Source organism: Streptomyces sp. CY-1, from assembly GCF_047218265.1.
GTDB lineage: Bacteria > Actinomycetota > Actinomycetes > Streptomycetales > Streptomycetaceae > Streptomyces > Streptomyces niphimycinicus.
The window spans coordinates 268,476-295,034 of record NZ_CP178393.1 but is presented as its reverse complement, the minus strand read 5'-3'; the positions used below and the strand labels follow the sequence as shown (position 1 = coordinate 295,034).

Here is a 26,559-nt window from a genome sequence, read left to right as displayed (position 1 = left end):
TGCCTCACCCCTTCAGTCCGGACGTGGCCATGCCCTGCACCAGGTAGCGCTGGAAGACGAAGAAGAACAGCACGATCGGCAGCACCGAGATCACCGACATGGCGAACATGGGCCCGTACGCGGAGGTGCTGGACTGGTCGACGAAGCTGCTCAGGGCGAGTGTGATGGTGTACTTCTCCGGCGCGAAGAGATAGATCATCTGGGTGAAGAAGTCGTTCCACGTCCAGATGAAGGTGAAGATGGCCGTGGTGATCAGCGCGGGCCGGGCCAGCGGCAGCGTGATCGACCAGTACGTACGGAAGGGACCACAGCCGTCGATCCGCGCGGACTCCTCCAGCTCGCGTGGCAGGCCCCGCATGAACTGGACGATGAGGAAGACGAAGAACGCCTCGGTGGCCAGGAACTTCGGCAGGATCAGCGGCCAGTAACTGTCCACCAGACCAAGCCGGTTGAAGATGATGTACTGCGGGATCAGTACGACATGGTGCGGCAGCATCAGCGTCGCCACCATGAAGGCGAACATCACCTTGCTCATCCTGAAGCGCAGCCGGGCGAAGGCGTAGGCGGCCAGTGAGCAGGACAGCACGTTGCCGAGGACGGCGCCCCCCGCGATCAGCAGCGTGTTGCCGAGCAGATGGGTGACGGTGACACCCGAGACCCCGTCCAGGGCGGTCGTGTAGTTCGACCACTCCAGATGGCTGGGCCACAGATCGAGGCTCGTCATCACCTCGTCGGCCGGTTTCAGCGAGGTGGCGAGCAGCCAGGCCAGCGGATACAGCAGGACGAGCAGCGCGGCGGCCGAGATGGTGTGCGGCAGCCACCGCTTCGTGGCGATGTTCATCGGCCCTCCTCATCCGCGTAGAACACCCAGGACCGGGAGGTCCGGAACAGGATCAGGGTGATCGCGCCGATGGCGATCAGCAGCAGCCAGGCCATCGCCGCCGCGTATCCCATATGCGAGGCCGTGAAGCCGCGCTCGTACAGGTACAGCGTGTAGAACATCGTGGAGTCGGCGGGTCCGCCGTCGCCGCCGCTGATGGCGAAGGCCGGGGTGAAGACCTGGAAGGAGTTGATGACCTCCAGGACCAGGTTGAAGAAGACGACCGGGGACAGCATCGGCACGGTGATGGACATGAACTGCCGCCAGCGGCCCGCGCCGTCGAGTGCCGCGGCCTCGTAGAGGTCGGGCGAGATCTGCTGGAGGCCCGCCAGGAAGATCACCATGGGCGCGCCGAACTGCCACACCGTCAGCAGGACGACCCCGTACACCGCGAGATGGGGGTTGCCGACCCAGCCGCCGGTGTGGATGCCGACCGCGTCAAGGACGTTGGCGACGGTGCCGCCGTCGTTGAACAGCGCCTTCCACACCAGGGCGATGGACATGCTCGCGCCGAGCAGCGACGGCGCGTAGAACGCGGAGCGGTAGAAGCCCCGGCCCCGGCTGAGGCTCTTCAGCAGCATCGCCACGCCGAGGGCGAGGCCCAGCTTCAGCGGGACGGCCACGACGACGTACAGCATCGTGGTGCCGACCGACCGCCAGTAGCGGGGGTCCTCGGTCAGCATCTCGCGGTAGTTGCGCAGGCCCACCCAGTGCGGCGGGTCGAACAGGTTGTAGTCCGTGAACGACAGATACAGGGATACGGCCATCGGCACGAGGGTCAGCACGACCGCGCCGACCATCCACGGGGAGAGAAACACATAGGCGGGCCACTGCCGTTCCCGCACCTGGCGCCGCTTGCTCCTGCGCGGGCGCGGATCCGCCGTGCGGACGGTGCGCGCCGGCGCCCTCGTCGTCGAGACCGTGCTCATGACTCCAGCTCCCGGTTCGCCTCGTCGATGAGTTCACGGGCGGCCTCGCGCGGGGTGGCCATCCCGTAGATCATGCGCTGGTGGATGCGCTTGAACGCCGTCTGGATCGCGAGATCGCCGGGCGGCGGTGCGGTCGGCGGGATCTCCAGGCCGTACTTCTCCATCGACTGCGAGTAGTCGTAGATCTCCCGCTCCGGTCCCTCGAGCGTCTTGGCGACCCGGGCGGCGATCTTGCGGTTGGGCGGGGTGGACCGGGAGAAGCCGAGGATGTCGCCCGCCCGTGGGTCGTTCAGGAGGAAGTCGATCAACTGGGCCGCCTCCTTGGGGTGCTTGCTCTGCGAGCCGATGCCGAGGAGCATGCTCGGCTTGAAGTACGTGCCCTGGTGGCCGCCGGTCGTGGGCACCGGCGCGAAGTGGATGTTCTCGCCGAGCAGGGCCGTGTACCCGGGGAACGGCGCGTCCCAGGTGAAGTCGGCGGCCCCGAGGCGGCGGCCGATGGGGCTGGTCTCGGTGCTCTTGGCCTGCACGGTGTCCCGGGCCTGGGCGATGGCGCCTTCTTCGCGGAGTGTGTTGAGGAACGACCAGAAGGCGGTCAGATCGTCCTCATTGAAGCCGAGTTTCGTCTGGTCCGCGTAGAGGTTCTTGCCGCGGCCGCGCAGCCAGGTCTCGAAGACGTCCTCGTTGCCGCCGCCGTCGTTGGCGCCGGTGAAGTGGCGTCCGTCGGGCGACTTCATGCCCAGGGCGGCGATCTTCTTGTTGGCCTTCGCCCAGTCCTGCCAGGTCCAACTCGGCTGGGGCGTCGGGATTCCGGCCTTCTGGTAGACGGCGGAGTCGTAGGCGTATCCGGTGATGCCGCGCCCCATGGGCAGGGCGAACTGCCGGCCCTGGTAGGTGCCGGTGCGCAGGAAGTCCTTGTCCATATCGGACGTACGGATCGTGCGGTCCTTGATGACACCGTCCAGCGGCATGATCGCCTTGCCGCCCGCGTACTGGGAGATCTGCCGGTAGTCGAGCTGGACCACATCGGGCACACCGCCACCGGCGGCCTGCGTTGCCAGCTTCTGGAGATACGAGGCGAAGTCGCCGTTCGATGTGCGCACGGTGACACCGGGGTGTTCCTTCTCGAAGAGGCGGATCACCTTCTCGGTGCGCGCGGCACGGTCGTCGTTGCCCCACCAGGAGAATCGGAGGGTGATGCCGGACGTGTCGCCGCTCGCGGCGGAGCACGCGGAGAGCGTGCCGGTCAGGGCGGTGCTGAGGCCGATGGCGGCGACCGCGAGGACGGCCCGGCGGCTCGGGTGCGGGAGGCGGCCGCCCTTGTCGCGCGGCCGGGACACGCCGACCGTCGAGGAGAATCCGTCGTGCGCCGCGCTCACCATGTCTGCCTGCCCAGGTGGGCGCTGACCTGCTCGCGGTCCCAGGCGCCGTCGGCGACGGTCACCCGGTAGCCGCGGGAGAGGGTGTCGCCGGGGGCGAGGACGAGCTCCTCATGGAACGCCCAGGACGGCGCGACCGCGGCGAACGGGTCGCTGCGCACGAACCAGTGCGCCGGGTGCGTCCCCTTCTCACCCGCGTGATCGTTGGCCGGGGCGTGCTCGAAGACGACCGTGGCGTGGCCGTCGCGCCCGTCGTGCTCACCGACGTACGCCAGCCAGGGCGCCTGGCCGCCCATGAGGTCGCCGCCGTCCGCCTCGGCGGTGAAGACATGACCGTCGCGGAAGGCGCGCGGGCCCCGCCAGAACAGGCCGGTGTATCCGGCGGCCGGGCGGCCGTGAGTGGTGGGGCTGCCGAAACGCAGCGGTTCCCTCCGGCGGTTGGTGATCGCCGAGGTCCAGGTCAACGACCAGCTTCCGGCCCGCGGATCGACCTCGCCCACCTCGATGCGGCGCTCCTCCTCGGCCCACAGTTCACCGTCGTACGGATGCCAGGTCAGGCGCTCGGCGATCACGGCCCGGTCGTCCACGGCGGAGACCTCCTCGAACGCGACATGCGCCATCGAGCCGATCCGCTCGGGCAGCGCGACATACCCCTCGCCGTGGACATAGGTGTTCCCGCCCCACAGGTTCTGCCCCGACAGATGGGAGGCTGTGAGCTGGAGCCCCTTGTGCCAGCGGTGGTCGTTGGGGCGGTAGTCGGTGACGAGTCCGCCGGAGAGGGTCCGGACCGGGTGCAGATACGGCTTGGGGGCCTCCCACGGGGCTTCGGGGCGGTACACGTAGGCGAACAGTTCGGTGCCGGTCGCCTCGTGCGCCACGGTGATGCGGTCACCGTGGGCGTGGGTCAGTGCGAGCGTCATGCGGGGGCCTCTTCCTTGCCGGTGGTGTCCGGCGCCCAGCCCTGGGCGCCGCCGTGCAGCTCGGTGTAGTAGGGGTCGCCGGGGCCGATCTCCCCCGCGCGGACCGGGGTGTCGGCGAACGCGGACTTGTACAGGGCGGTGATGAACTCGAGCGTCTGCCGGCCGCCCGCGCCGCTGGTCGCGTGGCGCCGTCCCGCCCTGATGTCGGTCACCAGGGCACGGAGCTGCGCCAGATGCGAACTGGGCTCGTCCGTACCGAAGTCGCGCCAGGCGGCCACGGTCTCCTCGGGGACACCGGGGGCCGGGGTGATGCGCCAGTCCGCGTTGCGGTAGCCGTAGAGGTGGGTCAGTTCGATCGTGGCGAGCTCGCAGTCGATGCGGATGCGGCTGACCTCGTCGGGGCTCAGCACGCTGTTGACCACGGTGGCCACGGCGCCGCTGGCGAACCTCACCTGCGCCGTGGACACGTCCTCGGTCTCGACGTCGTGCACGAGCCGCGCCGCCATCCCCCGCACCTCGCTCCAGGGCCCCAGCAGATCCAGCAGCAGATCCGTCTGGTGGATGCCGTGCCCCATGGCGGGCCCGCCGCCCTCGGTCGCCCACCGCCCACGCCATGGAACGGAGTAGTAGGCGGCGTCCCGGTACCAGGTGGTCTGGCAGTGGGCGACGAGCGGGCGGCCGAACGCCCCCTCCCGCAGCAGTCGCCGCACATGCCGCGCGCCGGAGCCGAACCGGTGCTGGAAGACGATGGAGGCGTACGGTCCCGCGCCCCCGGGCGTCTCGGCCGCCTCGATGGCATCGAAGTCGGCGAGGGACGGGCACGGCGGCTTCTCGCACCACACCCAGGCGCCCGCCTTCAGCGCGGTCACCGCCTGGTCGCGGTGGACGGCGGGCGGTGTGCACAACACCACCAGATCGGGGCGCAGTTCGGCCAGGGTCGCGTCGAGGTCCGTCGAGGCGTACGGAATCCCGGCGCCGGCCGCGAACGCGCGCACCGCGTCCCTGTCGACGTCGACGGCGGCGACGATCTCCACCTCGCCCGCGTCGGCCAGCGTGCGCAGCGCGGGCAGATGGCTGGAGCGCGCGATGCCCCCGGTGCCGACCACGGCGGTGCGCAGTGGGGTGGTGGAGCGGTGCGAAGACATGCGGACCCTCTCGGAGATGTGCGGTGAGCGCGGCGCCGTGGGCATGGGCGGGCAGCCCGGACCGGCCGACGGACAGCCGTCGGCCGCCCTCGTGACGCCCCCGGTAGCAACCGCTTGCTATCGATTGGTTCCAACGTTGTAACCGCGAAATCTCGCCACGGTCAACCCCTTGTCGGAAACGGGATTCCGAGCCGTCCCGGCGCTGACAGCCCGCCGAGATCCCTGCATAATGCGGAGAAACACAGGTGAGGAGGTCGGTCAGTGGCCGCGGTGACACTCAAGGACGTGGCGGAGCGGGCAGGGGTCTCGATCAAGACCGTGTCCAACGTTGTACGCGATGCTCCCCGCGTATCCGAGGCCACGCGGAAGCGCGTGCTGAAGGCGGTGCACGAGCTGGGCTACCGGCCGAACCCGTCGGCCCGCCGCCTGCGCACCGGGCACAGCGGCCTGATCGGCCTCGCCGTCCCGGATCTGGCCAAGCCGTACTTCGCCGAACTCGCCCAGCACGTTCGGGCGGAGGCCGCGCCGCTGGGCCTGACCGTCCTGATCGAGGAGACGCTGGGCGACGCGACGGAGGAACTGCGCCTGGCCACCGGCGTCGGCGCGTCGCTGCTGGACGGTGTGATCCTGTCGCCCCTGCGTGTCTCGCCCGACGAACTCGCCGCCGTGGCCAACGAGTTCCCGCTGGTGCTGCTCGGCGAGCGCAGCTACGAGCGCGACCAGGTGGGGGCCGACCACGTCCTGATCGACAACGTGGCGGCGGCGCGCGACGCCACCGCCCACCTGGCCGGCCTCGGCCGTACGCGGATCGCCGCCATCGGCGTGGACCAGCAGGCGTCGGCGACCAGCCGGCAGCGCCTGGAGGGCTTCCAGCTCGCCCTGCACGAGGCCGGGGTGACCTACGACCCCCGGCTGGCGCCCGCCATCAAGGAGTTCGACCGGCGCAACGGCCTGCTGGCGATGCGCGCCCTGGCCGCCCTGCCGGCCGGCGTACGCCCCGACGCGGTCTTCTGCTTCAGCGATCTGCTGGCCGTCGGCGCCCAACGCGCCCTGTTCGAGGCGGGGTTGAGCATCCCGGACGACGTCGCCGTGGCCAGCATCGACGGCTCCGACGAGGCGCTCTACAGCACGCCGTCCCTCACCTCCGTGGTCCCCGACAAGACCGCCATCGCCTCACTGGCCGTGAAGTGCCTGGCGGCCCGCATCCGCTCGGACGTGCCCCTGCCGTTCGAGGTGCATACGGCTCCGCACTGGCTGCACGCCCGGGAATCCACGAACGGCGGGCGCCAGCAGCTTTTCCCCTGACCGCTTTTTCCCTGATCCGGACCGACTCTTCGCTGATCCGGACCGAGGGGCCGCCGGCCGAAGGACGGCCCCTCGGGCACGGGCGCTCAGCCGCGCGCTCGTCGCTCTCCGCGGGCAGCACCTCGCCGGGGGCCAGGGCGGCGATGCGGCGCCGCCCGCCGCCGCACATCGCCGTGCGTCTGCGTACCCGAGCTCGTCGATCGCCTCCCGCACCCGCTGCCGGGTCTCCTCCCGGACGTTCCCGCGGCCGCGGACCACGCTCGACACCGTGCTCGCCGAGACACCGGCGAGGGCGGCCACATCACGCAAGGTCGCGGAACCGCGCGTCGCGGAGTCCGCACCCGCGCCGGAAAGCCGTCCGCGCACAGCTCACCACGCCCCTTCCGCCACGACGGGAGTCTGGCCCGCGCCCGCCGCGGCGCCCGGCCGCAGCCCCACCGACCATCAGCCAGCCGGCACGCCCGCCGCCATGGCCGCTATTCAGCCCAGGCGAACGTACGGGTTCCGCTCACTCCCTCGAAGACGATCGCGTCGCCTGCGCGATGGGCGCCTCGGCCCGCTTCCCCCGCCGGGCGGCCGTTGCGCCAGGCGATCCGGCCGTCCACCGCGATGGTGCGGTCCTTGCGGAGGAGCGGCACGGAGACCCGGCCGGCCGTACCTTTCGGCGCCCGGACCGTGAGGACGAACGAGTCGTCCCCCGCTCCGCGCCGCCACCGTACGGAAATCGTGCCCGCCGGCACCGGCACGTCGCCCTGTGCCCAGTCCAGGTCGACCGGATCGGGCTCCACCGCCCACCTGCGATAGCCGTCACCAAGTGGCCGGATGCCGAGCACGTCCATCGACAGCGCGGGCACCGCGGTGCTCCAGGCGTGGGCCATACCGACATGCCCGCCCCAGGTCACCGACGTGCCGGGCCGGGGGACGGCCGGCTCCCCGTCGGGGCCGACCTCCTCCCAAGGTGTTCCGGGACCCTTGCGGATCATGTGGCCCCATGCGGTGCGGATCAGGCGGAGCGCTCCGGCGCCGTCGCCGTAGCGGAACCGGCCAAGGCTCTCCTGGGCCATCACATACGGGGAGATGTACCGCGTCATGTACGGGTTGTCGGTGTGCCGGGTGGTGAGCGTGCCGTACGGCCCGCTGAGTCGGGTGTCCAGATACGCGATGGCACGGCGGGCCCGCTCGCGGTCCAGCACCCCGAAGGCGAGGGCGGCGGCGTTCGCGTCGGCGGTGTGGTCGTGGCGCGGGTCATCGGTGTTGAGCGTCATGGCCCCCGCCGCCGGGTCCCACATCCTGGTGAGGAGCGCGGCCCGGACCCGGTCCGCCCGGCGGTCGAGCGCCGCCGCGGCATCCCGATCGCCCGCCACGGACCGCGTCAGCCGGGCCAATGAGCGCAGGGCCGCGTAGTACGCGGCGTTGGTGGTGGCGTCGATGCCCGCTGCCCGGTCCGGGGTGTGCCAGTTCTGCGCGGCCAGCCCGTCGTAATCGGCGGTCCGGAACAGCCCGCCGTCCGTGTCCGAGGCGCGTTCACCGAAGAAGCGCAGGGCGCGGCGCGCGACGGGCAGCAACGATTTCACGAAGGCACTGTCCCCGGTGAAGCGCAGGTAGTCGGCCACGCTGACGACCCACAGGAGGGTGAAGCTGTCGAGCCTGACCTTTCCGGCCTGGCCCGGTGGTTCGAACCCGGCCGGCGATCCGTCCGGCGGTCCGGGGTTGCCGGGCTCGCACGGCACGTCGATCAGGCTGGTCGCCGGAAGCGTGCCGTCGGGCCGCTGCTGGCAGGCGAACAGGTTGAGGGTGTCGCGCAGTACGCGGCGGTACGCACCGCCCTGCTGGTAAGCGGCCAGGGCCACCAACTGGACGTCGCCCGCGTAGACGGTTCGGTCCCGTTTGGGGCCGTCCATGACGACCCAGGGCCGTGCTCGCCCCGCGGCGGTACGGCGCCCACGCGCGGTTGACAGGTCCAGGCCGTACGCGCTCGCGTACCAGGCCCGGTTGAGCACCGGGTCGCTGGAGAGGAAGTGCCCGTCGTACGCGCCGGGGAAGGTGGTCTGCCGCACCCGTACGAAGTCCAGGGTGAGCGAGCCGGGCCCGTCCAGCGTGATCGCGACGTACCTCTGGGAGCCGCGCAGACCGGGGCTGCGCAGCACGGTGGACGTACTCGGCGGGGCGTAGACATCCGCTCGTCCGTCGGGATCGTCGTCGGTGCCCAGGGACCGGCCCTGGTGGAAGAAGCCGCCGGGATCGGGATCGGCGTCCCCGTCCGGGGTGAGGTACCGGCGTGCCTCCGCGTACGACGCTCTGACCGGCGCGCCCGACGCCCGCCGGACCCCCAACTCGACATATCCTCCGGCCAGTACGCCGAGGTCGATCACCAGTCGCGCGCCCCGCGGCGCGGTCGTGGTGAGAGTCGCCGCCGCACCCCCCTCCCGTAACACCCCGTCGGCGCCGGTGACCGTGCCTCCGTCCCCCTCCACCGTCACCGATTCGGGCCGTACGAACGTGCCGGGGACGTTGTGCACCTGCTGCCGCCAGGCCGGGTCCAGGACCACCGGCTCCCGGGACAGGGCCACTGCCCGGTCCTGGGGCCCGGCGGCGAGAGTCCCGGAGAGGGTCGCGGCGAGGCAGGCGAGGACCACAGTCGAACGAGTCATTCGGTTCGTTTTCATTGTCTATGCTGTACGCATACGCTGAGTGATGGTCAATGTCAGACGGGGTGACGGCGGATGGAATCCGGCCACGACCGGGACACGAGCGCCGTGCGCGGACTGGAACTGCTCTGGGGCCTGGGTGAGCGACCGAAGCGGGGCCGCCGCCCCGCCTTCACCCTGGAGCAGATCGTGCGCACCGCCGTCGGGATGGCCGACGCCGAAGGGCTGGCCACCGTGTCCATGCGCCGGATCGCCGAACGGCTCGGCTGCACCACGATGTCGCTCTACCGGTATGTGCCCGGCAAGGCCGAACTGCTCGACCTCATGACGGACACGGTGATGGGCGAAGTCCCCCCGGCCGACGCCGCCCCCGGTGACTGGCGGACCAGGCTGGAGCTGTCCGCCCGCGCCGACTGGGGCCTCTACCACCGTCACCCCTGGATCCTGCGCCTCCCGGCCGGGCGTCCCGCCCTGGGCCCCAACGGCTTCGCCTGGTACGAGTCCGTCCTGCGGGTGCTCACCGCCACCGGCCTGCCCCCGACGGCGCTGGCCAACGTGTTCGACCTGCTCGACGCCTACGTTCGCGGCGCGGCCCGCGACTCCCTCGACGCGGCCGCCGTCGAGCGGCACTCCGGCGTCACCGACGAACAGTGGAGGGCCGCCCGCGCCCACTTCTGGGACGCCATCTTCGTCCCGGCCCGCTACCCCGTGCTGGCGAGCCTCCGCGCCGCCGGTGCTCTCCACCACCCCCGCGACCGCGGTTTCGAATTCGGCCTCCAGCGCGTGCTGGACAGCATCGAGACGTTCGTCCGGAACCAGCCCCAACGCCATGACGAAACGTCAAAGCGTTACGAAATCCCGTGTCCGCAGTGCGGTAACCCCGCTCCCGGCCCCGCTCCCACCGGCCGCCCACGCACCTACTGCTCCGACGCCTGCCGCCAGCGTGCCTACCGAGCCCGCCGCACCAGTCGCCTCACATAGCCAACCGCGGCTTCTCGGACAGGCAACGGACGTCAGGCGCCACTCGGCTGGATCATCTTCCGGCCGGCGGTGGCTCCTCCGTCCACGGCGACCGACGCTCCCGTCATGTACGGAAAGTCGTCGGAGGCCAGTCCGAGCACCGCGTGCGCGATCTCCTCGGCCTGGGCCATCCGCTCGAGACCATCGATGTTCAGTGGCCCGAACGCCTGCTTGTACTTCGCCCAGTCCGCGTCCGGGATGTTCGGCGGGCGGACGAAGGGAGTGTCGGTGGTGCCGGGCAGCAGAGCGTTGATTCTGATTCCCTTGGGCCCGTAGGCGAGCGCTGCTGCCTTCACGATGCCCTGCACCGCCCGCTTGCTCGCGGAGTAGGCGGCACCGTTCGGCCGCGCCTGTTCGGCCGCCGACGACGAGGTGCAGATGATGACGCCGCCTGCCGCCCTGAGCATGTGCGGAATCTCGTACTTGATCGCCAGGAACACGCCTCGGGCATTGGTGGCCTGGACGTCATCCCACTCCTCGACGCTCATCTCATGGGGGAGCTTTCCGCTGCCGATGCCGGCGTTGTTGAAGGCCACGTCGATGCTGCCGTAGCGGCTCGCGACCCGGTTCACGAAACTCTCCACCTGGGCGGCTATCCTCACATCGGCCTGGATGTAGCTGGCTTCGCCGCCCGCCTCCCGGATCTCCCGTTCCACCTGGCGCCCCAAATCGGCTCGCCTGCCACAGAATCCGACCCGGGCGCCCGCCGCGGCGAACGCCTTCGCCGTCGCCCTGCCGATACCCGAGGTGGCACCCGTGATAAGCACCGCCTTTCCCTCGAAGCGGCCGCGATTGGTGCGGGAACCGGACTGAGCGCCGGCCGCGTGGCCGGTGGTACCGAAGGCCGCGCCCGCCACGCCCAGGGCGACCGCACCACCGAGGAGGGACCTCCGTCCCGTGGCCGCTGAATTCGTATGCGCGTTGGTGTCCGTGTTCGTGTTCGTATCCATGCCGATCACACTCGCAGCCCGTCTTGGTGCCCGACTCCGTCCGCAGGCCGGACATCGCGACCAGTAGAAGGACTTGTCCTCCTCCCAAGGCAGGACCCTCGGCACACCAGCGTCCGTCTATCGTGGGCCGCGTGAACCGATCTTGGATCGAGCTTGTGTTCGACAGGAGATTCGCCGTCATACGCGCCCTGGTGCTCACGGGCGTCCTGCTCGGTGACTTCCTGCTGGTGCAGCGGCCATCCGGGGCGCGGGACTGGGGCCTGGCCACGGCCGGGCTCGTGCTGTGCCTGGGCTCGGGCAAGTGGACGTTCAGCGCGCTCCTGGCGCAGTCGGGCCTGCTCGTCGCCGCACACGCGCTGGGCACGGGCGTCGTTTCCTCGTTGAAGGCGCTGGCCGCCGTGACGCTCTTCGAGCTGGCGGTACGGCAGTCCGCGCGCCGCCTCGCTGCCGGGACGGCGGCACTGGCACTCGCCGTCGCCGCGAACCGCCTAGCCGATCTGCCCGGCGACGCCCTTTCGGTGCTCTACAAGATGGGCATCGTCGCAGGCTTGCCGCTGCTCATGGGCGCGTACGTGCGAGTGACCCGCAACGCCGCACGCCACGCCCGCGAGCACGCGGAACAGCAGGAGCTCCGCGCGGAGCAACAGATGTTGGCCGCCCGCGCGGCGGAGCGCACCGCCATTGCGCGCGAGCTGCACGACCTTGTGGCGCACCACGTCTCCTCCATGGTGCTGCGGGTCGGAGTCGCCCGACATGTCGTCGCCGCCACCAGCACCACCGACCCGCGGATCACCGACGTCCTCGACGACCTGCACTCCAGTGGCAACGCGGCACTGGCCGATCTGCGCCGCCTGGTGGCCGTACTACGCATCCCGGACGGTGCCGGCCCCGACACCGGCTCCCTGGTCACGCCCGGGGCACTGCCGGCCGCCCTGGAGTCGGTCGTGGAGCGCAGCCGCCGCACCGGCCTGGCCGTCACCGCTTCCGTGGACCCCGGTGTCGGACGGCTCGACGCGGTACGCGGCCTGGCCGTGCTCCGCCTGGCCCAGGAGGGCCTGGCCAACGCGGCAAAGCACGCCGGGCCGGGCGCACACGCCGAGTTCGCCGTGCGGGTGGCCGACGACGTCATACACGTGACGATCCACGACGATGGGGCCGGAAGGGCCCGACCACCGGCCCCGGGCCCTTCCGGACACGGGCTGACCGGCATGCGCGAACGTGTGGACCTGCTCGGCGGCCGACTCGATGCGGGACCCACGGCCCGGGGCTGGCGGCTCACGGCCCAACTGCCCGCCATCGCACCCACCTTGGAGCCCCAGCCGTGATCCGCGTCCTCGTCGTCGACGACCAGCAGCTTGTCCGCATGGGGCTGCGCATGCTCTTCGAACAGGCTGAGGACATCGAGATCCTGGGCGAGGCGGACAACGGTGCGGAGGCGGTACGACTGGCTGAACGCCTCACTCCGGACGTAGTCCTCATGGACCTGAGAATGCCCGGCATGGACGGCATCACGGCCACCCGCCGGATCCTGGCCGCCCGCCCCGCTGCCCGGGTCGTCGCCCTCACCACGTTCGACGACGACGATCACCTGTATCCGGTGCTCGGCGCCGGAGCTTGCGGTTTCCTCGTCAAGGACACCCCACCCGCCGAACTCCTCAACGCCGTACGCCGGGCCGCTGACGGGGAGGCGCCCTTCAGCCGGGACACCCTGGACCGCATTGTCGCCCAAGCGGTCCGCACTCGTTCCGCCTCCGACACCGGACCGGATATCCCGGCGCCGGCCATCACCCCGCGCGAGCGGGAGGTACTCGGCCTGCTCGGCGTGGGCCTGTCCAACAAGGAGATCGCCGACCGGCTGCACCTGGGGGTCACCACGGTGAAGACACACGTGGCGAGCCTGATGACGAAGACGGGCCGAGACAACCGCATCCGCCTCGCCGTCCTCGCCGTCCGGGCCGGCATCACTGCGGACTGACCCTTCCGCGAACCCGGTCCGCACCGCGCACTCGACCCACTGGGGGAGCGAAACCGCTTGAAACGGGCGTGGTTCACGCAGAATTTACCATTGCCCTTCCTGGTTCGCTGCCTGGTGAAGGCGCTCGCAGCCTCGGAGAGTCCCCTGCCAACAGGCGTGACGGGGACCGATGGTGAAGCCGGGAAATCGTGGAGGCGAGTGTTGACAGATGATGGTTACCGCTCGAACATGAGCGGAAATCATCAAGATTTTGCAGTGCAGCCACACGACATCATGCCAGCCCGCAGGAGGACGTGAGTGCGCACCCGCCCGCGCAGAACGCGCAAAGCCCGTAATCTTGTCATGTTCCCGGCCGCTGCTCTCATCCTGACGCTCATGCCGTCCGTGGCCGGTCCCCTCGCCACACCGGCGCAGGCGGACCCCGCTGCCCGGGCGACGGTGACCGAAGACCCCGGTGTCCTCGCCGTGTCCGTGCCGGCCACCAGGAAGGCCCCCGGCTACACCGTCGACATCGCCACCGATGAGCTCGCCCTCACCACCCGGCGCGCCGGTGAAGTCGCGCTCGGCACCGCGCGCGGTGACACGGGGGGCCTGCGCTTCCGGTCCGCGGGCCACTGGCAGCACGCGACCGAGGTCACCGACTGGAGATGGAAGGACGGCGTCCTCACCCTCACCGCGGACACCACACTCGACGGCGCCACCGTCACCGCGCGGCTGACGCCCACCACGGACCGCTACCAGCTCGACTGGGATGTCGAGGGCGGCAGCCCCGACCAACTCGGCCTCGCCTACGACTTGTCATCGGGCGGCCACTGGTACGGCCACGGCGAGGCGGAGACCCCGCAGGGTGGCCCCGGCGTCAACCAGCCCTGGCCGCTCGACACCGGCGAGGTCGACCACCAAACCTTCGGCCCGGCCTCGTACAACATGATCGACCCGTTCTGGTACACCTCCAAGTCGACCGGCCTCCATGTCGACACCGGGGACGTCATGGACGTGGCGCTCAACAAGGGCGGGGACGGCCTCGGCACCTTCACCGTCGAATCGTCCGACACCTACAAGGCCACCGTGTTCGTCGAGTCGACCCCGTTGGAGGTCTACCGCGACTACATCGGCATCGTCGGCAAGCCGAGCAAGAGCGATGCCACCTACGAGCAGTACGCCAAGCCGCTGTGGAATTCGTGGGCGCAGTTCTACACCAAGGTCGACCAGGAGAAACTGCTCGACTACGCCACCGATCTCCACGACAACGGCCTTGACGGGCACACCATCCAGCTCGACGACAAGTGGGAGTCGAACTACGGCAATCTGACCTGGGATCCCACGACCTTCCCCGATCCCAAGGGTATGTCCGAAAAGATCCACGACATGGGGTTCGACTTCGGCCTCTGGGTCACTCTGTGGATCAACCTGGACTCCGCCAACTACCAGTACGCGGCCGACCACGGCTATCTGCTCATGGACGCCAAGGACACGAGCAAGCCGTGCGAAGTGACCTGGTGGAACGGTCGGGCCGGGATCATCGACCTGGCGAACCCCGACGCCAAGGGCTGGTACGAGGGCAACCTCAAGAAGCTCATGGACACCTACGATGTCGACGGGCTGAAGTTCGACACCCGCTTCTTCGACGAGAAGTGCGCGCCGCACGAGGGGCACCAGGCCACGGACTACCAGGAGCTCGGCACGCGGCTCGCCGACGAGTTCGACCTCCAGGGCGCGGGCATCCGGGTGCACTGGAACCGGACGGCCCACGAAGCCGGCTTCGTCACCCGCCAGGTCGACAAGGGGACCGGCTGGGACTCCCTGCAAGCGGCCACCACCCAGAACCTGGCGATCTCCACGATCGGCTACCCGTTCGTCGAGTCCGACATGATCGGTGGTTCGAGCAGCCAGCCCCCGCCGTCCAAGGATGTACTGGTGCGATGGGCGCAGTCCGCCTCGCTGATGCCGCTGATGTACGCCTCGACATCACCGGTGGACACCAATGACACCACCACCGGCCAGAAGGTGGACTACGACCAGGAGACGGTCGACCTGTACCGGCAGGCGATCGAGACGCACGAGAAGCTCGCCCCGTACATCTGGGATCAGGTCCGCAGCACCCTGAGGACCGGCGACCCGATCATGCGCCCCCTGTTCTTCGACTACCCGAAGGACAAGGAGAGTTACACCGTCACCGACGAGTGGATGCTCGGTCCGGCCGTACTCGCCGCACCCAAGCTGAGCACCGGCACCACCCGCACCGTCCATCTGCCGTCCGGCACCTGGTACGACGTCAACCATGGCACGGTGATCCACGGCCCCAAGAACCTCAAGGGGTACGCGGCGCCGCTCGGCGTCACCCCGGCATTCGTCAACCTCAAGGCCAAGGGCGCCGCCAAGGCCATCAAGGCCCTGAAGCGCGACGAGGCCCCGGCCACGGGCTCCGGCACGTCTTCGAGGTGACCACCGAGGTGAAATCGGCGTATCGAGGATCGGCCCGGTCTTCGCGGCCAGGCATGGGACCGTGTCCACCGACAGCCCGTGGGTCAGGGCTTGGAGAAGGAGTCACACTTCAGATCGTTGAGGGCATGGTCGTCGAGGCAGACCGTGACCAGGTCGGCTCCGCCGTCCGTGTCTGCGGGGACGGTGAAGTCGTAGGTGGCGGTGCGGTCGCACACGAAGCCCATGCCCTTGGAACCCAGTCTGTTCCTGGCGATGTCGAAGGTATAGACCCAGGTGGCCCGGCAGTCGTCCGCGCTCGGGGAAGAGTGTTCCCCGGTCACGGTGACGGACCGGTCGTTCCAGGTCACCACACCCCTCGTGTAGGTGGTCGCGTCGGAGATGTCGAATGAAGCGGTGGGGGCGGCCGTCCGTGCGACGGCTCCGGAGGGGGCGAGGAGCATTCCGGCGGCCACAACCGTGACACAGAGACCTGCGGCGATCTGCGTACGCATACTGTCTCCCGCTGCTGAGGAAGGGCAGATGGTGGGCGATTCAACTGATTCGGCCGGTTCAGTCTCCCGGTGGAGAAGTTGTCGCGACCATGACGTATTGCGCCATCCTCCGCGTCCCGAGGCGCGATCGACATCCACGCGGGCGGCCGTCGTCATGGCCGGTGACGACATCGCCAGTCCGGGCAGAATCCTCGCCGAACCGGCAGCGGATGTCGTCGCGGGCTCGGCAGCTCACGGCTGACGTCCTCGTAAAGGCCGAACACCTCGTCGTCCGTGCGGGCCTGATAGGTCAATGGGGCGAGCAGGACCGCGGACGCGCCCGCCTTCTGCGCGTCCTCGGCAGGAGGGCTGACCCGCGCGGTGCGCAGTGCGCCGGTACGCACCATGACCGGCACGCCAGCCGAGTGCGCCGATCGAATCGACGCCGGCGGCCGCGAGACGGGCGACAAGGGTGCGGAATGGGCGCCGGGGGTCCTCTCGGGGCCGCGCCGGCACGCGGTGCCGACGCGGCGGTACAAGCCGTCGTGCGGCGGTGGTCAGGAGGTGGTGGAGTGCGGGTTGTGGGCACGCACCGCCGCGGCGACCGCGCCGTCGTCGGCCCGGCCGCGGGCTTCGAGGCCCGAGATGACGCCCTCGACGTTCTCCCGCGGCTGGTTCTGGCTGAGCTTGAACTTGGCCTCGACACGGCTGATGACCACCTCGACACCGACGACGGCGCGCAGTTGCCGCTCGATGAACTTCGCCGGGGCCTGGTCGACGGACCAGGGCTCGGCGAAGTTGGCTTCATGCCGGTCGGTCAGACGGCGGATCTGCGCCTCGATCCAGACCGGGTCGTCGTGCACGACGAGCCGCCCGTACACGTGTGCGATCATATAGTTCCAGGTCGGCACCACGCGGTGGTGCTCGGCCTTGGTCGGGTACCACGACGGCGTCACATACGCCTCGGGCCCGCGGACGATCACCATGGCCTCGCCCTGGGCCGGTTCCCGCCACTGGTCGTTGCCGCGCGCCAGGTGCCCGATGAGGGCCCCGTTCTCCCCGGCGTCCGGGTCGTACTCGAAGGGCAGCAGGGTGGCCATCAGGCCCTGCGGAGTCAGGGTGATCAGGTCGGACGCGCCGTGGTTGGTCAGCAGGTCACGGACCGCGGCCTCGTCGGGAACGAAGTGTTCGGGGACGTACATGGTCGGCCTTTCGTGCGCATGGCGATGGACGGGGTGGTTGTGCGTGTGGTGAGGCATAGGGCTCGGGTGCTTGTGCCCGGCCCTAGAGGGGGTTCTCGCGCAGCCAGGTCAGGACCTGTTGGGCGTGTTCGTTCGGCGGGAAGATCGGATAGAAGGCGTGCTCGGTCACTCCGTCGCGGACGATGAGGGTGAGCCGCTTGAACAGCCGTCTCCCGTCCGCCTCGAAGGTGGGCAGGCCGAGGCCGTCGGCCAGGCTGAGGTCCGGGTCGGAGAGCATGCCGAACGGCAGCCTCAGCCGTTCCACAACCTCGTTCTGGTAGTCGGTGTCCTGGCTGGACAACCCGAATACCCGGCCGGCGCCGGCTTCGAGGAGGTCCTGGAAGTGGTCGCGGAAACCGCAGGTCTCGGGGGTGCAGCCGCGGGCCCCGGGGATGGAGTTCCAGCCCTCGGGCAGGTCGGTGCCGGGGCGGCCGGTGAGGGGGTAGATGTAGATCACGGTACGGCGGGGGCCGAGCGCGTCCAGCCGGATCGGCTTGTCCGCCGTGTTCCGCAGGACGATGCGCGGCAGCTTGGTGCCGGGCAGATGATCCGCGGCGCCGTCGTCCTCGGGGACGGGCAGGTCCGCGGGCAGGGTCAGGTACTCCTGGCTGTCCCTTCCGGTCTCCTCGGGTGGTCCGACGCCGCTGCCTCGGTGGGCGGCGGCATTGAGGTTGTCGATCAGTGTCGCGCGGCGGGCGGTCAGGACCTCGATGCGGTCGGTGAGCTCGTCGATGGCCTCCCGATAGCTCGCCAGCGAGGCCGGGCAGTCGTCGGCATACGGGCGTCCGGCGGCTAGGCACTCCAGGAACGGCCGGGTGCGCTCGACGGGGATGCCCAGCCGGTGGAGGGTCCTGATCTCACGCACGAGGCGCACATCGTCCTCGGTGTAGTTCCGGTAGCCGTTGGACAGGCGCTCGGGTGTGATCAACCCCAGCGATTCGTAGTAGCGCACCGCCTTGGTCGTCACACCGGCCCGACGTGCGAGTTCACTGATCTTCATGCCGTTCACCTCAATCAACGCTAGACCTTGCCCCCGGGGTCAAGGTCAAGCGCCGGTCCGGCCCGCTCGCTCGATCCGGCTCGCCAGGACGCGCCGGGCATCACGGGGCGGGTTCACGGTGAGCAACGCCGTGATCGCGCCGACCACCGCGACGGCGCCGAGGACCTGGAAGGTCAGCGCGTAGCCGGAGGCAGGGGGAGTCCGCCGTATCGACGATCCATCTTCGAGCCGGGAATAGCCCACGGCGAACGCTGACCGCCAGCCGTGGGCGACCACCAGGTAGCTGAGCACGGGCGCGAGGACGATCTTCGATAGCGCCGCCGCGGAGGTGATCAGGGCGCCGGGCACAGCCCCACTTCAAGGGCGCCCGTTTGCCGGCGGGCCGGCCGCCGATGGCCAGGCCGCCGATGGGCGGGCCGTCGGCGGCCGTGCCGCGGGGGACGCGGGTGGTGGTGGATCAGCGCGATGGCTGGACGCCAAGCCCTGCCCTCGGGGGCAACGTCAACGGGTGTGCGGGAATCCATGCGCCGCGGCGGCCGCGTGATCGCCGGGCCCCGGCTGCCGGAACCCGGGCGGGTTCACTCCGCGAGCAGTTCGGCGGTGCGGTCGGCGACCTCCCGCCGCAGTGCGTCGCGCACCGCGCCCACCGCCGGGTGGGTGACCGCTTCCCGCCGCACGGCCAGGGTGATCGGCAGTCGGATGTCGACCTCGTCGGCCAGCAGCCGACGCAGCGGTTCCCTGCGGGCGAGGAAGGCCGGCAGCACACCGATGCCCGCTCCCAGGCGGGTGGCTTCGAGCTGGGCGAACACGTTCGTGGAGGAAAACGCCGGGGTGGCGCCCGGCAGATGGCGTTCGATGTCGAGATCGCCGACCTGGAGCATCGACTCGATGTAGAAGATGAGCGCGTGATCCCGCAGGTCGGCGAGGGCCTCGGGGGACCCGCACCGGGCGAGGTACTCATCGCTGGCGTACAGCCCCAGCGCGTAGTCGGTGAGGTGCTCGGTCACCAGGCGGCCGCCCGGCGATCCGCCGATCGCCAGGGCGAGATCGAAGCCGGACGGATGGAGGGTCAACTGCCGTGTGGCCGTGATGAGTTCAACCTGAAGCCCGGGGTGGTGCCGTCGCACCCGGGCCAGGGCGGACGCGGCGAAGACGGTGCCGAAGCCGTCGGGCGCGCTGACGCGCACGGTGCCGCGCAGTGACCGTACGCCCTGCCCGGACACCGCGTCGGCGACCCGGGCGAGCGCGTCCTCGATCGCGCGTGCGCTCTCCGAGACCTGCTTCCCGGTCTCCGTCAGGGCCCATCCTTCCGCGCCCCGCTCCATCAGCCGGAGGCCGAGGCTCTTCTCCAGCGCGGCGATACGGCGGGACACGGTGGTGTGATCCACCCCGAGCGCGTCGGCGGCGGCCACCAGACGCCCGGTACGGGCGACCGCGAGCAGGTAGCGCAGATCGTCCGCGCGAAGTCTGCGCGGATCGACCGGGCCGCGGCCGGCCGCCGGACGCGGTGCCGGGCTCTCGTCGGCCGGCCGGGAACGGGGATGCACCAGCACACCGTATCTGCATTTCCGCAGAACCGGTCTGCGTCATTGGTGCTTGAACGCACACCAGGGCGGGCGTCACAGTCGAACAACCTCGGAGCATCCCGCTCCCCCCACCCGCCCTTCTTCCACCCGCCTTCCTTCCACCGTCGAGAGGTTCTCCATGGTTGCCAATCTGTCCCTGCCGCGGATCATGCGCGTCGGCCGAGGTGCCGCCGACGAGTTGGGCGAGGTCAGCACGGGCCTGGGAGTGTGCCGCCCCCTCCTGGTGACGGATGCGTTCCTGGTCGGGACGGGTGCGGCGGAACGCCTCACGGCGACACTACGGAAGGCCGGTCTGCACCCGCGGTTGTTCTCCGGCACCGTGCCCGACCCCACCACCGACTCCCTGGCCTCGGGGCTGGAAGCGCTGCACGACCACCAGGCGGACGCGGTGATCGGGTTCGGCGGCGGCAGCCCGATGGACACCGCCAAGGCCCTCGCCCTGCTCGGCCTCCAGGGCGGTCACATGCGCGACTACAAGGCCCCGCGGATGAACCTCGGCCCCGCGCTGCCGGTGATCGCGGTCCCCACCACCGCCGGCAGCGGTTCGGAAGCCACCCAGATCACCGTCATCACCGACAGTGCCACGGACGAGAAGATGCTCTGCATGGGCCCGGCGTTCCTGCCGCTCGCCGCCGTCGTCGACGCCGAACTGACCATGTCGATGCCGCCCCGGCTGACCGCCGACACCGGCATCGACGCACTCACCCACGCCGTCGAGGCGTATGTGAGCCGCAAGGCCAACCCCTTCTCCGACGCCCTCGCCCTCACCGCGATCGAGACGATAGGCCGCCATCTGCGCCGCGCCTATGCCGACGGCGGCGACACCGAGGCCCGCGAGGCCATGATGCTCGCCGCGACCCAGGCCGGTATCGCGTTCTCGAACTCCAGCGTCGCCCTCGTGCACGGCATGAGCCGCCCGATCGGCGGCCACTTCCACATCGCCCACGGCCTGTCGAACGCCATGCTCTTCCCCGCGGTGACCGCCTTCTCCGTGCACGCGGCGCCCGGCCGCTACGCCGACTGCGCCCGCGCCCTGGGAGCCGCGACCACCACGGACGATGACACCGCGGCCGCCGCCAAACTGGTCGACGCGCTCAGCCGACTCTGCCACGACCTGGCCGTACCCACCCCCCACGACTACGGCATCGACCACGACGAGTGGAACCGTCTGACGCCCCTCATGGCCGAGCAGGCCCTCGCTTCCGGCTCACCCGCCAACAACCCCGTCGTCCCCACCACCGACGAAATCCAGGACCTCTACAACCGGATCTACGCCTGATCCCCGCCCAACAGAAAAGCGCGGATCCGCGTTACCCGGGGCAGGCCCATTCCCACTCGTGAGGCGATGATCAACTCAAGTAAGTCAAGACTTACTTTCAAGGGACTCCGGCCGCATAGTGGTGGCCCGAACCGAGAGGAGTCCCTTGTTGTCGCAGGTGAACGACGTCGCTGTGCGTCAGGTCGAATGGGAACGAGCCCATGTGTCCACGTTGTACGAGCTGCTCACCGAGCGGCTCTCAGAGGCGCGGGCACACCGGGCGGATGTGCTCAAGGCCCCGGCCGAGAGCGCCGGTGAGGTGTACGAGCGAGAGGTCGCCGCGGAACGTCTGGCCAAGGAGATCGACCGGCTGCGGGCGGCGGAGGACGGGCTGGCGTTCGGCCGTGTCGACTGGGCGGATGGCACCACCCTGCACATCGGACGGATCGGGCTGCACACGGAGGGCGAGGACCTGCCCCTGCTGGTGGACTGGCGCGCGAACGCGGCGCGGCCCTTCTACGAGGCGACGCCGGTCCACCCGATGGGTCTACGGCGCCGCAGGCACCTTCGCCTGGAGGAGCGCACGGTGGTCGCGGTGAGCGACGAGCTGCTGGACGGCTCCGCCCCGGGCGCCGAAGACGTCGTGGGCGACGGCCCGTTGGCGGAAGTCCTTTCGGTGCGGCGGACGGGCCGGATGCAGGCGGCTGTCGCGACGCTACAGGCCGAGCAGGACGAGATCGTCCGCTCCGCGCACCGTGGAGTGACGGTGGTCCAAGGCGGTCCCGGCACCGGCAAGACGGTGGTCGCCCTGCACCGGGCGGCCTATGTCCTGTACGCGTTCCCGAGGGCCGCGGAGCACGGTGTCCTGGTGGTCGGGCCGAACACGCGGTTCCTCGACTACATCTCCCAGGTCCTGCCCTCGCTCGGCGAGAGCGACGTCGTCCTGGCGACCTGCCAGGAACTGGCCGGAGTGTTCCCGGACACCATGGAGCCATTCGACGTGGCGCGGCTCAAGGGCGGTTCCGCGCTGGCCGAGGCGCTGGCCGGCCTGGTGCGCTTTCAGCAGGCCCCGCACGGCGGCTTCGCCGTGCGGGTCGGACGGGAATCGGTGCGCCTCCCGGATGACATGGTGGCAACGGCACGCGCCGCCGCCGTGGCGACCGGGCTGGGGCACAACCGCGCGCGCCAGGTGTTCAAGGAGCTCCTGGCCGACGCCGTCACCGATGCGCTGCAACGCGACACGGGCGACATCCTGGAGCAGATCGACGCCGAGGTGGCGGGACTGACGAGCGAGAACCTCGACCTCATGGTGGCGGCCGACCTGCACCACCTCGGCTACGATGACGCCGCCGCCTCGGGACCGGCCGACGAGTTCGACGCGGACGCCGTCCGGGCCGGTCTCCTGGACGACGCCCACGTGGACCGCGCCGTGGAGGTCTTGTGGCCGCGCCTGGCGCCGGGCGATCTAGTGCGGGCGCTCCTGACCGACGCCGACGCGCTCGCCGAGCACCTGCCCCGGCTGACCGATGACGAGCGGTCCCGCCTGCTGCGCGATCCGGACGCCCCGTGGACCGACGCCGATGTACCACTGCTCGACGAGGCGGCGAGCCTGATCGAGGGCCCGCCCGGGCGGACATACGGGCACGTCGTCGTCGATGAAGCACAGGAACTCACCGCCATGCAATGCCGGATGATCGTACGCCGCTGCCCGGCACGGGCGATGACACTGGTGGGCGACTTCGCCCAGGCGGGCCCGGTCGCGACAGCACGCGACTGGCAGGAGGCGCTGCGCCCACATCTCGGCCCGCGATTCGACCTCCATACCCTGACCGTCAGTTACCGCACGACACAGGAGATCCTCGACGCCACCCGAGACCTTCTCGCGCGGATCGCTCCGGAGCAGACACCGGCACGGTCACTCCGCCGTGGCGAGACTCCCCGCACCGTGACCACGCCGCCGCATGCGCTTGCCGCCACTGTCACCCAGGAACTCAAGGCCCAGGCCGCCGCGCACCCTGGCGAGCTCCTCGGGGTGATCTGCGCGGACACCGGGCTGGACGACCTGATGGCTGCGGGGATCCCACAGCACGCACGCGTTGTGCCGGCGTCCGAAGCCCGCGGGCTGGAGTTCGACGGCGTCGTCGTGGTGAATCCGGAGGAGATCGTCGCGGCCCGTCCCAGTGGGGAGAGGGACCTGTACGTGGCCCTGACCCGAGCCACCAAGCGACTCTGCACGATGACCGTCCAGCCCGCCTGACGTACCCTCGTCCGCTTCGGATCCCGCCGGGGGGGGAGGGCACAGCAGGGCCAGAGGGTGAACCGCCGGACCCACAGGTCGCTGCCGAGGGCTGAACCACTCGCGGGAACCATCCTCAGGTGCGGGTGGCAGCGACGGCCAGGGTCCTGTTGGCGGCGTCCTTCTTGAGCGTGATGGTGCTGCCGTCGAGGATCGGGGCGCCTTCGACCCGGACGGGGAATTCGTTGTAGAAGCGGTAGGCCGCCCCGCCGGCGTTCGGGTCGTCCGGGTTGGTGGCGGCGTGACGGTAGTTCCATGCCTGCTTGGAGCTGATCGTGATCGCCTGGCGGTACGTGCCGTCGACGTAGAGGTTCAGCGAGGCGTCGATGCCGCCGCCTCGCGGCGCGTCGGGGATGGAGGCGCGCACGACGAGCGTGTTGGCCTGCTTGCCGGTCTTGTTCACCACCGCCACCGACTGGCCGGTCCGGTCCAGCTTGGCATAGGCGTAGCCGGATGCCTCGGTCTCCGGAGTGGCCTTGGTGGGCGCGGGATCGCCCGGCTCGATGGCGTGGACCTTGGCGCCACCGCCGAGTGTCGCGGACTCCGCCTCCACGGTCGCGAAGGGGGTACGGGCCCCGGCTTCGGCGGCGGCCTTGGCGTCGGAGCCGGCCGCGGCCGCGGGCTCCGCGTGCCCTTCGGCGCCGGGGAGGAAGGTGAGGGCGCCGGCGCCGAGCAGTGCGGCACCGGCGACCCAGACGGAGAGTCGCCGGACTCTGCGGTGATGCATGGATGACCTCTCGTTCGCATGAGCGGCGGTGGGGGGTGGGTGAGCCCTCAGTGCCTCACTGGGCGGACAGGGCGTCACTGCGCGGACATGAAAGTCCATCCAATTGACTTACGTCAATGCGGTCGACCGGCCCTATTCATCGGAAGCGCGGGAGAGTTGACCCGAGGGCATGGGCCCGCGCGTCCCACCGAGTTGCCGACTGAGCGGGGGGTGCGGCCCGTGATGCGGCAGGGAACCGGGCAGCCGGACGCCCTGCCGCAGAGCTCCTGCAATATGGCCCTGAACAGCAGTTTCGCTACCGCATTCCACGGCGTCGGACCCTGGCCGGCAGGGCCTGATGGCATACGGGCAATCCTCCAGGCCAGGGGGCGGGCCGCCAGCCGCGTCCGCATGACAAAGACTTGCCCACGGCTTCGCCCAGTTCGTGTCACCGCCCGAGCGGACCACCCGGAACCCACCGCCGGGGCAGCGTTAGTACAACGTATTGACAAAGGGCTGAGTCGGTTCATACGTTCGCAACGTCGCGACCGGCACCGTCAATCGGTGGCATCTCCCTCTCCTGCCGGACCTGCCGGGCGCGGCTCAGACCACCCCGAAAGCCGCGTCCTGCCACGCGGTGACGAATGGGAGCGTGCATCCACCTTGACCACCGACACCCGGCGGGCGCTGGTCGTCCGCGGCGGCTGGGACGGGCATCACCCCGTGACGATCAGCGACAGCTTCGTTCCGTACCTCAAGGACCAAGGCTTCACCGTCGAGACCTCCGAGGACCTCGCGGTGTACGACGACGCGGAGCGCCTCGCCGCCACCGACCTGATCGTCCAGTGCTGGACCATGGGCAGCATCACCCGCGAGCAGAGCGCCAACCTCGCCGCCGCGGTCCGCGCCGGCACCGGCCTGGCCGGCTGGCACGGCGGCATCGTCGACTGCTTTCATGACCACGGCTACCACCTGCTCACCGGCGGCACGTTCGTGATGCACCCGCCCGGCTACCTCGACCACGGCTACGAGATCGTGCCAGAGCGCGCCGACCACCCCATCGTCGCCGGGCTCGACGACTTCACCCTCCACTCCGAGCAGTACTGGGTGCTCACCGACCCGCATATCGACGTGCTGGCCACCACCACCTTCCCGCCGGACGAGCTCCACGACCGGCCCGCGGTGATGCCCGCTGTGTGGGCCAGGACCTGGGGCCAGGGCCGGGTCTTCGTATCGACCATCGGGCACAAGCCCGACGACTTCGACGTGCCGGAAGTCCGGACGCTGACCGAGAGGGGACTGCTGTGGGCGAGCCGCTGAAGCCACTGCGCGTGGGCATCGTGGGCGCAGGAAAGATCAGCGGCGCCTACCTCGCCACCCTGACCAAGCTGACCTCGGTGGAGCTCACCGCCGTCACCGACCTCGACCGCGGCCGCGCCGAGGCCCTCGCCGCGCGGTACGAGGGCCGGGTCGCCGTGGTGGACTCGGTGACCGACCTGGTGGCGCGGGACGACGTGGACGCCGTCCTCAACCTCACCATCCCGGCCGCCCATGCCGACGTCGCGCTTGAGGCACTACGCGCGGGCAAGCACGTCTACGGCGAGAAGCCCCTGGCCGCGAACCGCGAGGAAGCCGACGCCGTGCTCGCCGCTGCCCGCGAGACAGGTCTGCGGGTCGGCTGCGCCCCCGACACCGTCCTCGGCACCGGCACCCAGACCGCGCGCAAGGCGATCGACGACGGCCTGATCGGCCGACCGGTCGCCGCCACGGCCTTCATGACCGGCGCCGGCCACGAGAAGTGGCACCCGGACCCGGAGTTCTACTACCAGCCCGGCGGCGGCCCGCTGCTGGACATGGGCCCGTACTACCTCTCCGCCCTGGTGCACCTGCTGGGCCCGGTGGTCAAGGTGACCGGCGCGTCCTCCCGCCCGCGCACGGAGCGCACCATCGGCAGCGGCCCGCGTGCGGGGCACAGCTTCCCGGTGGAGGTGGACACGCACATCACCGGCATCCTGGAGCACGCCGGAGGCGCCTTGTCCACGCTCATCATGAGCTTCGACGTACGCGCCGCGCGCCTGCCGCGCATCGAGGTACACGGCACCGCCGCTTCGCTGTCCGCACCCGACCCGAACAACTTCGACGGCGCCGTCGAGCTGAACCGCGGCGACGGCTGGGAGACGCTGCCGGCCTCGGCCGGCTACCCGGACACGGGGCGCGGCGCGGGCCTGGCCGACCTGTCCGAGGCCCTGTCGGCCGGTCGCCCGCACCGCGCGTCCGCCGGACTCGCCGCCCACGTCCTGGACGTCATGCTGACGCTCATGGACGCGGCGGAGCAGGGCCGGGCCCTGCCGATCAGCAGCACCTGCGAGCGCCCCGCCCCGGTCGCCCTCTGACCCGCACACCCCACCA

23 protein-coding genes and 1 pseudogene are annotated in these 26,559 nt (G+C 70.4%); 9 read left to right on the top strand and 15 right to left on the bottom strand.

The features are described 5' to 3' along the window. Nucleotides 1-4: 4 nt before the first annotated feature. The 5 genes from ACK1X7_RS01445 to ACK1X7_RS01425 are packed head-to-tail and all read right to left on the bottom strand — an operon-like array spanning nucleotide 5 to nucleotide 5,250. On the bottom strand, nucleotides 5-841 hold the full coding sequence (locus ACK1X7_RS01445; RefSeq protein ID WP_078638168.1) for a carbohydrate ABC transporter permease: 837 nt from the start codon (nucleotides 839-841) through the stop codon (nucleotides 5-7). Further along, complete coding sequence (locus tag ACK1X7_RS01440) at nucleotides 838-1,809, bottom strand: carbohydrate ABC transporter permease (protein WP_385151170.1); 972 nt, start codon at nucleotides 1,807-1,809, stop codon at nucleotides 838-840. The genes ACK1X7_RS01445 and ACK1X7_RS01440 overlap by 4 nt, the downstream gene beginning before the upstream one ends. After that, complete coding sequence (locus ACK1X7_RS01435) at nucleotides 1,806-3,188, bottom strand: ABC transporter substrate-binding protein (protein WP_413114533.1); 1,383 nt, start codon at nucleotides 3,186-3,188, stop codon at nucleotides 1,806-1,808. Before ACK1X7_RS01435 ends, ACK1X7_RS01440 begins: the two co-directional genes overlap by 4 nt. Further along, nucleotides 3,182-4,105 carry a PmoA family protein gene (locus tag ACK1X7_RS01430; RefSeq protein ID WP_385151176.1) on the bottom strand — a complete coding sequence of 308 codons (924 nt, stop codon included), beginning with the start codon at nucleotides 4,103-4,105 and terminating at the stop codon, nucleotides 3,182-3,184. The genes ACK1X7_RS01435 and ACK1X7_RS01430 overlap by 7 nt, the downstream gene beginning before the upstream one ends. Then, complete coding sequence (locus ACK1X7_RS01425; protein WP_385151179.1) at nucleotides 4,102-5,250, bottom strand: Gfo/Idh/MocA family protein; 1,149 nt, start codon at nucleotides 5,248-5,250, stop codon at nucleotides 4,102-4,104. Before ACK1X7_RS01425 ends, ACK1X7_RS01430 begins: the two co-directional genes overlap by 4 nt. Nucleotides 5,251-5,511: 261 nt before the next feature. Here ACK1X7_RS01425 and ACK1X7_RS01420 point away from each other — a divergent pair, with 261 nt between their 5' ends. Further along, complete coding sequence (locus tag ACK1X7_RS01420; RefSeq protein WP_390794213.1) at nucleotides 5,512-6,555, top strand: LacI family DNA-binding transcriptional regulator; 1,044 nt, start codon at nucleotides 5,512-5,514, stop codon at nucleotides 6,553-6,555. 192 nt (nucleotides 6,556-6,747) lie between these two features. On the opposite strand, the pseudogene ACK1X7_RS01415 reads toward ACK1X7_RS01420, so the two are convergent. Both ACK1X7_RS01415 and ACK1X7_RS01410 read right to left on the bottom strand, forming a co-directional pair. Continuing rightward, a pseudogene (locus tag ACK1X7_RS01415) lies at nucleotides 6,748-6,855 on the bottom strand (LacI family DNA-binding transcriptional regulator); the annotation flags it as partial. 176 nt (nucleotides 6,856-7,031) lie between these two features. After that, nucleotides 7,032-9,206, bottom strand: a complete 2,175-nt coding sequence (locus ACK1X7_RS01410; protein ID WP_413114532.1) for an alpha-L-rhamnosidase C-terminal domain-containing protein — start codon at nucleotides 9,204-9,206, stop codon at nucleotides 7,032-7,034. A gap of 72 nt (nucleotides 9,207-9,278) precedes the next feature. Here ACK1X7_RS01410 and ACK1X7_RS01405 point away from each other — a divergent pair, with 72 nt between their 5' ends. Further along, nucleotides 9,279-10,184 carry a TetR/AcrR family transcriptional regulator gene (locus ACK1X7_RS01405; protein WP_385151188.1) on the top strand — a complete coding sequence of 302 codons (906 nt, stop codon included), beginning with the start codon at nucleotides 9,279-9,281 and terminating at the stop codon, nucleotides 10,182-10,184. Between the two features lie 32 nt (nucleotides 10,185-10,216). On the opposite strand, the gene ACK1X7_RS01400 is transcribed toward ACK1X7_RS01405, so the two are convergent. Next, nucleotides 10,217-11,080, bottom strand: coding sequence for an SDR family NAD(P)-dependent oxidoreductase (locus tag ACK1X7_RS01400; RefSeq protein WP_385151191.1), 864 nt, complete (start codon nucleotides 11,078-11,080; stop codon nucleotides 10,217-10,219). Nucleotides 11,081-11,304: 224 nt separating this feature from the next. Here ACK1X7_RS01400 and ACK1X7_RS01395 point away from each other — a divergent pair, with 224 nt between their 5' ends. From ACK1X7_RS01395 to ACK1X7_RS01385, 3 genes are all read left to right on the top strand, one after another. Next, complete coding sequence (locus tag ACK1X7_RS01395) at nucleotides 11,305-12,498, top strand: sensor histidine kinase (protein ID WP_385151194.1); 1,194 nt, start codon at nucleotides 11,305-11,307, stop codon at nucleotides 12,496-12,498. Beyond that, complete coding sequence (locus ACK1X7_RS01390) at nucleotides 12,495-13,148, top strand: response regulator (protein ID WP_385151197.1); 654 nt, start codon at nucleotides 12,495-12,497, stop codon at nucleotides 13,146-13,148. The genes ACK1X7_RS01395 and ACK1X7_RS01390 overlap by 4 nt, the downstream gene beginning before the upstream one ends. A gap of 375 nt (nucleotides 13,149-13,523) precedes the next feature. Further along, nucleotides 13,524-15,593 carry a glycoside hydrolase family 31 protein gene (locus ACK1X7_RS01385; RefSeq protein WP_385151200.1) on the top strand — a complete coding sequence of 690 codons (2,070 nt, stop codon included), beginning with the start codon at nucleotides 13,524-13,526 and terminating at the stop codon, nucleotides 15,591-15,593. 83 nt (nucleotides 15,594-15,676) lie between these two features. Here the strand turns inward: ACK1X7_RS01385 and ACK1X7_RS01380 are convergent, their stop codons facing one another. From ACK1X7_RS01380 to ACK1X7_RS01355, 6 genes are all read right to left on the bottom strand, one after another. Further along, nucleotides 15,677-16,084, bottom strand: a complete 408-nt coding sequence (locus ACK1X7_RS01380; protein ID WP_385151203.1) for a hypothetical protein — start codon at nucleotides 16,082-16,084, stop codon at nucleotides 15,677-15,679. Between the two features lie 152 nt (nucleotides 16,085-16,236). Then, on the bottom strand, nucleotides 16,237-16,470 hold the full coding sequence (locus ACK1X7_RS01375; RefSeq protein ID WP_413114531.1) for a hypothetical protein: 234 nt from the start codon (nucleotides 16,468-16,470) through the stop codon (nucleotides 16,237-16,239). A 150-nt stretch (nucleotides 16,471-16,620) separates the two neighbouring features. After that, entirely contained in the window at nucleotides 16,621-17,265 is a 645-nt protein-coding gene (locus ACK1X7_RS01370; protein ID WP_413114530.1) for an FMN-binding negative transcriptional regulator, read from the bottom strand. An 82-nt stretch (nucleotides 17,266-17,347) separates the two neighbouring features. Beyond that, on the bottom strand, nucleotides 17,348-18,304 hold the full coding sequence (locus ACK1X7_RS01365; protein WP_398159183.1) for a MerR family transcriptional regulator: 957 nt from the start codon (nucleotides 18,302-18,304) through the stop codon (nucleotides 17,348-17,350). Between the two features lie 45 nt (nucleotides 18,305-18,349). Continuing rightward, the gene (locus ACK1X7_RS01360; RefSeq protein WP_390794218.1) at nucleotides 18,350-18,652 is read right to left on the bottom strand and encodes a hypothetical protein; all 303 of its coding nucleotides are present in this window, start codon (nucleotides 18,650-18,652) and stop codon (nucleotides 18,350-18,352) included. Nucleotides 18,653-18,882: 230 nt separating this feature from the next. After that, a complete protein-coding gene (locus tag ACK1X7_RS01355; RefSeq protein WP_398159182.1) occupies nucleotides 18,883-19,851 on the bottom strand; it encodes a LysR family transcriptional regulator in 969 nt (322 codons plus the stop codon). A 157-nt stretch (nucleotides 19,852-20,008) separates the two neighbouring features. Here ACK1X7_RS01355 and ACK1X7_RS01350 point away from each other — a divergent pair, with 157 nt between their 5' ends. Both ACK1X7_RS01350 and ACK1X7_RS01345 read left to right on the top strand, forming a co-directional pair. After that, entirely contained in the window at nucleotides 20,009-21,169 is a 1,161-nt protein-coding gene (locus ACK1X7_RS01350; RefSeq protein WP_413114529.1) for an iron-containing alcohol dehydrogenase, read from the top strand. A 148-nt stretch (nucleotides 21,170-21,317) separates the two neighbouring features. After that, nucleotides 21,318-23,405, top strand: a complete 2,088-nt coding sequence (locus ACK1X7_RS01345) for a HelD family protein (RefSeq protein ID WP_413114528.1) — start codon at nucleotides 21,318-21,320, stop codon at nucleotides 23,403-23,405. A 115-nt stretch (nucleotides 23,406-23,520) separates the two neighbouring features. Here the strand turns inward: ACK1X7_RS01345 and ACK1X7_RS01340 are convergent, their stop codons facing one another. Further along, nucleotides 23,521-24,171, bottom strand: coding sequence for a hypothetical protein (locus ACK1X7_RS01340; protein ID WP_390794222.1), 651 nt, complete (start codon nucleotides 24,169-24,171; stop codon nucleotides 23,521-23,523). 642 nt (nucleotides 24,172-24,813) lie between these two features. Here ACK1X7_RS01340 and ACK1X7_RS01335 point away from each other — a divergent pair. Together ACK1X7_RS01335 and ACK1X7_RS01330 are read left to right on the top strand one after the other, a co-directional pair. Then, complete coding sequence (locus ACK1X7_RS01335; RefSeq protein ID WP_385157005.1) at nucleotides 24,814-25,470, top strand: ThuA domain-containing protein; 657 nt, start codon at nucleotides 24,814-24,816, stop codon at nucleotides 25,468-25,470. After that, a complete protein-coding gene (locus ACK1X7_RS01330) occupies nucleotides 25,455-26,543 on the top strand; it encodes a Gfo/Idh/MocA family protein (protein ID WP_413114527.1) in 1,089 nt (362 codons plus the stop codon). The genes ACK1X7_RS01335 and ACK1X7_RS01330 overlap by 16 nt, the downstream gene beginning before the upstream one ends. Nucleotides 26,544-26,559 lie beyond the last annotated feature (16 nt).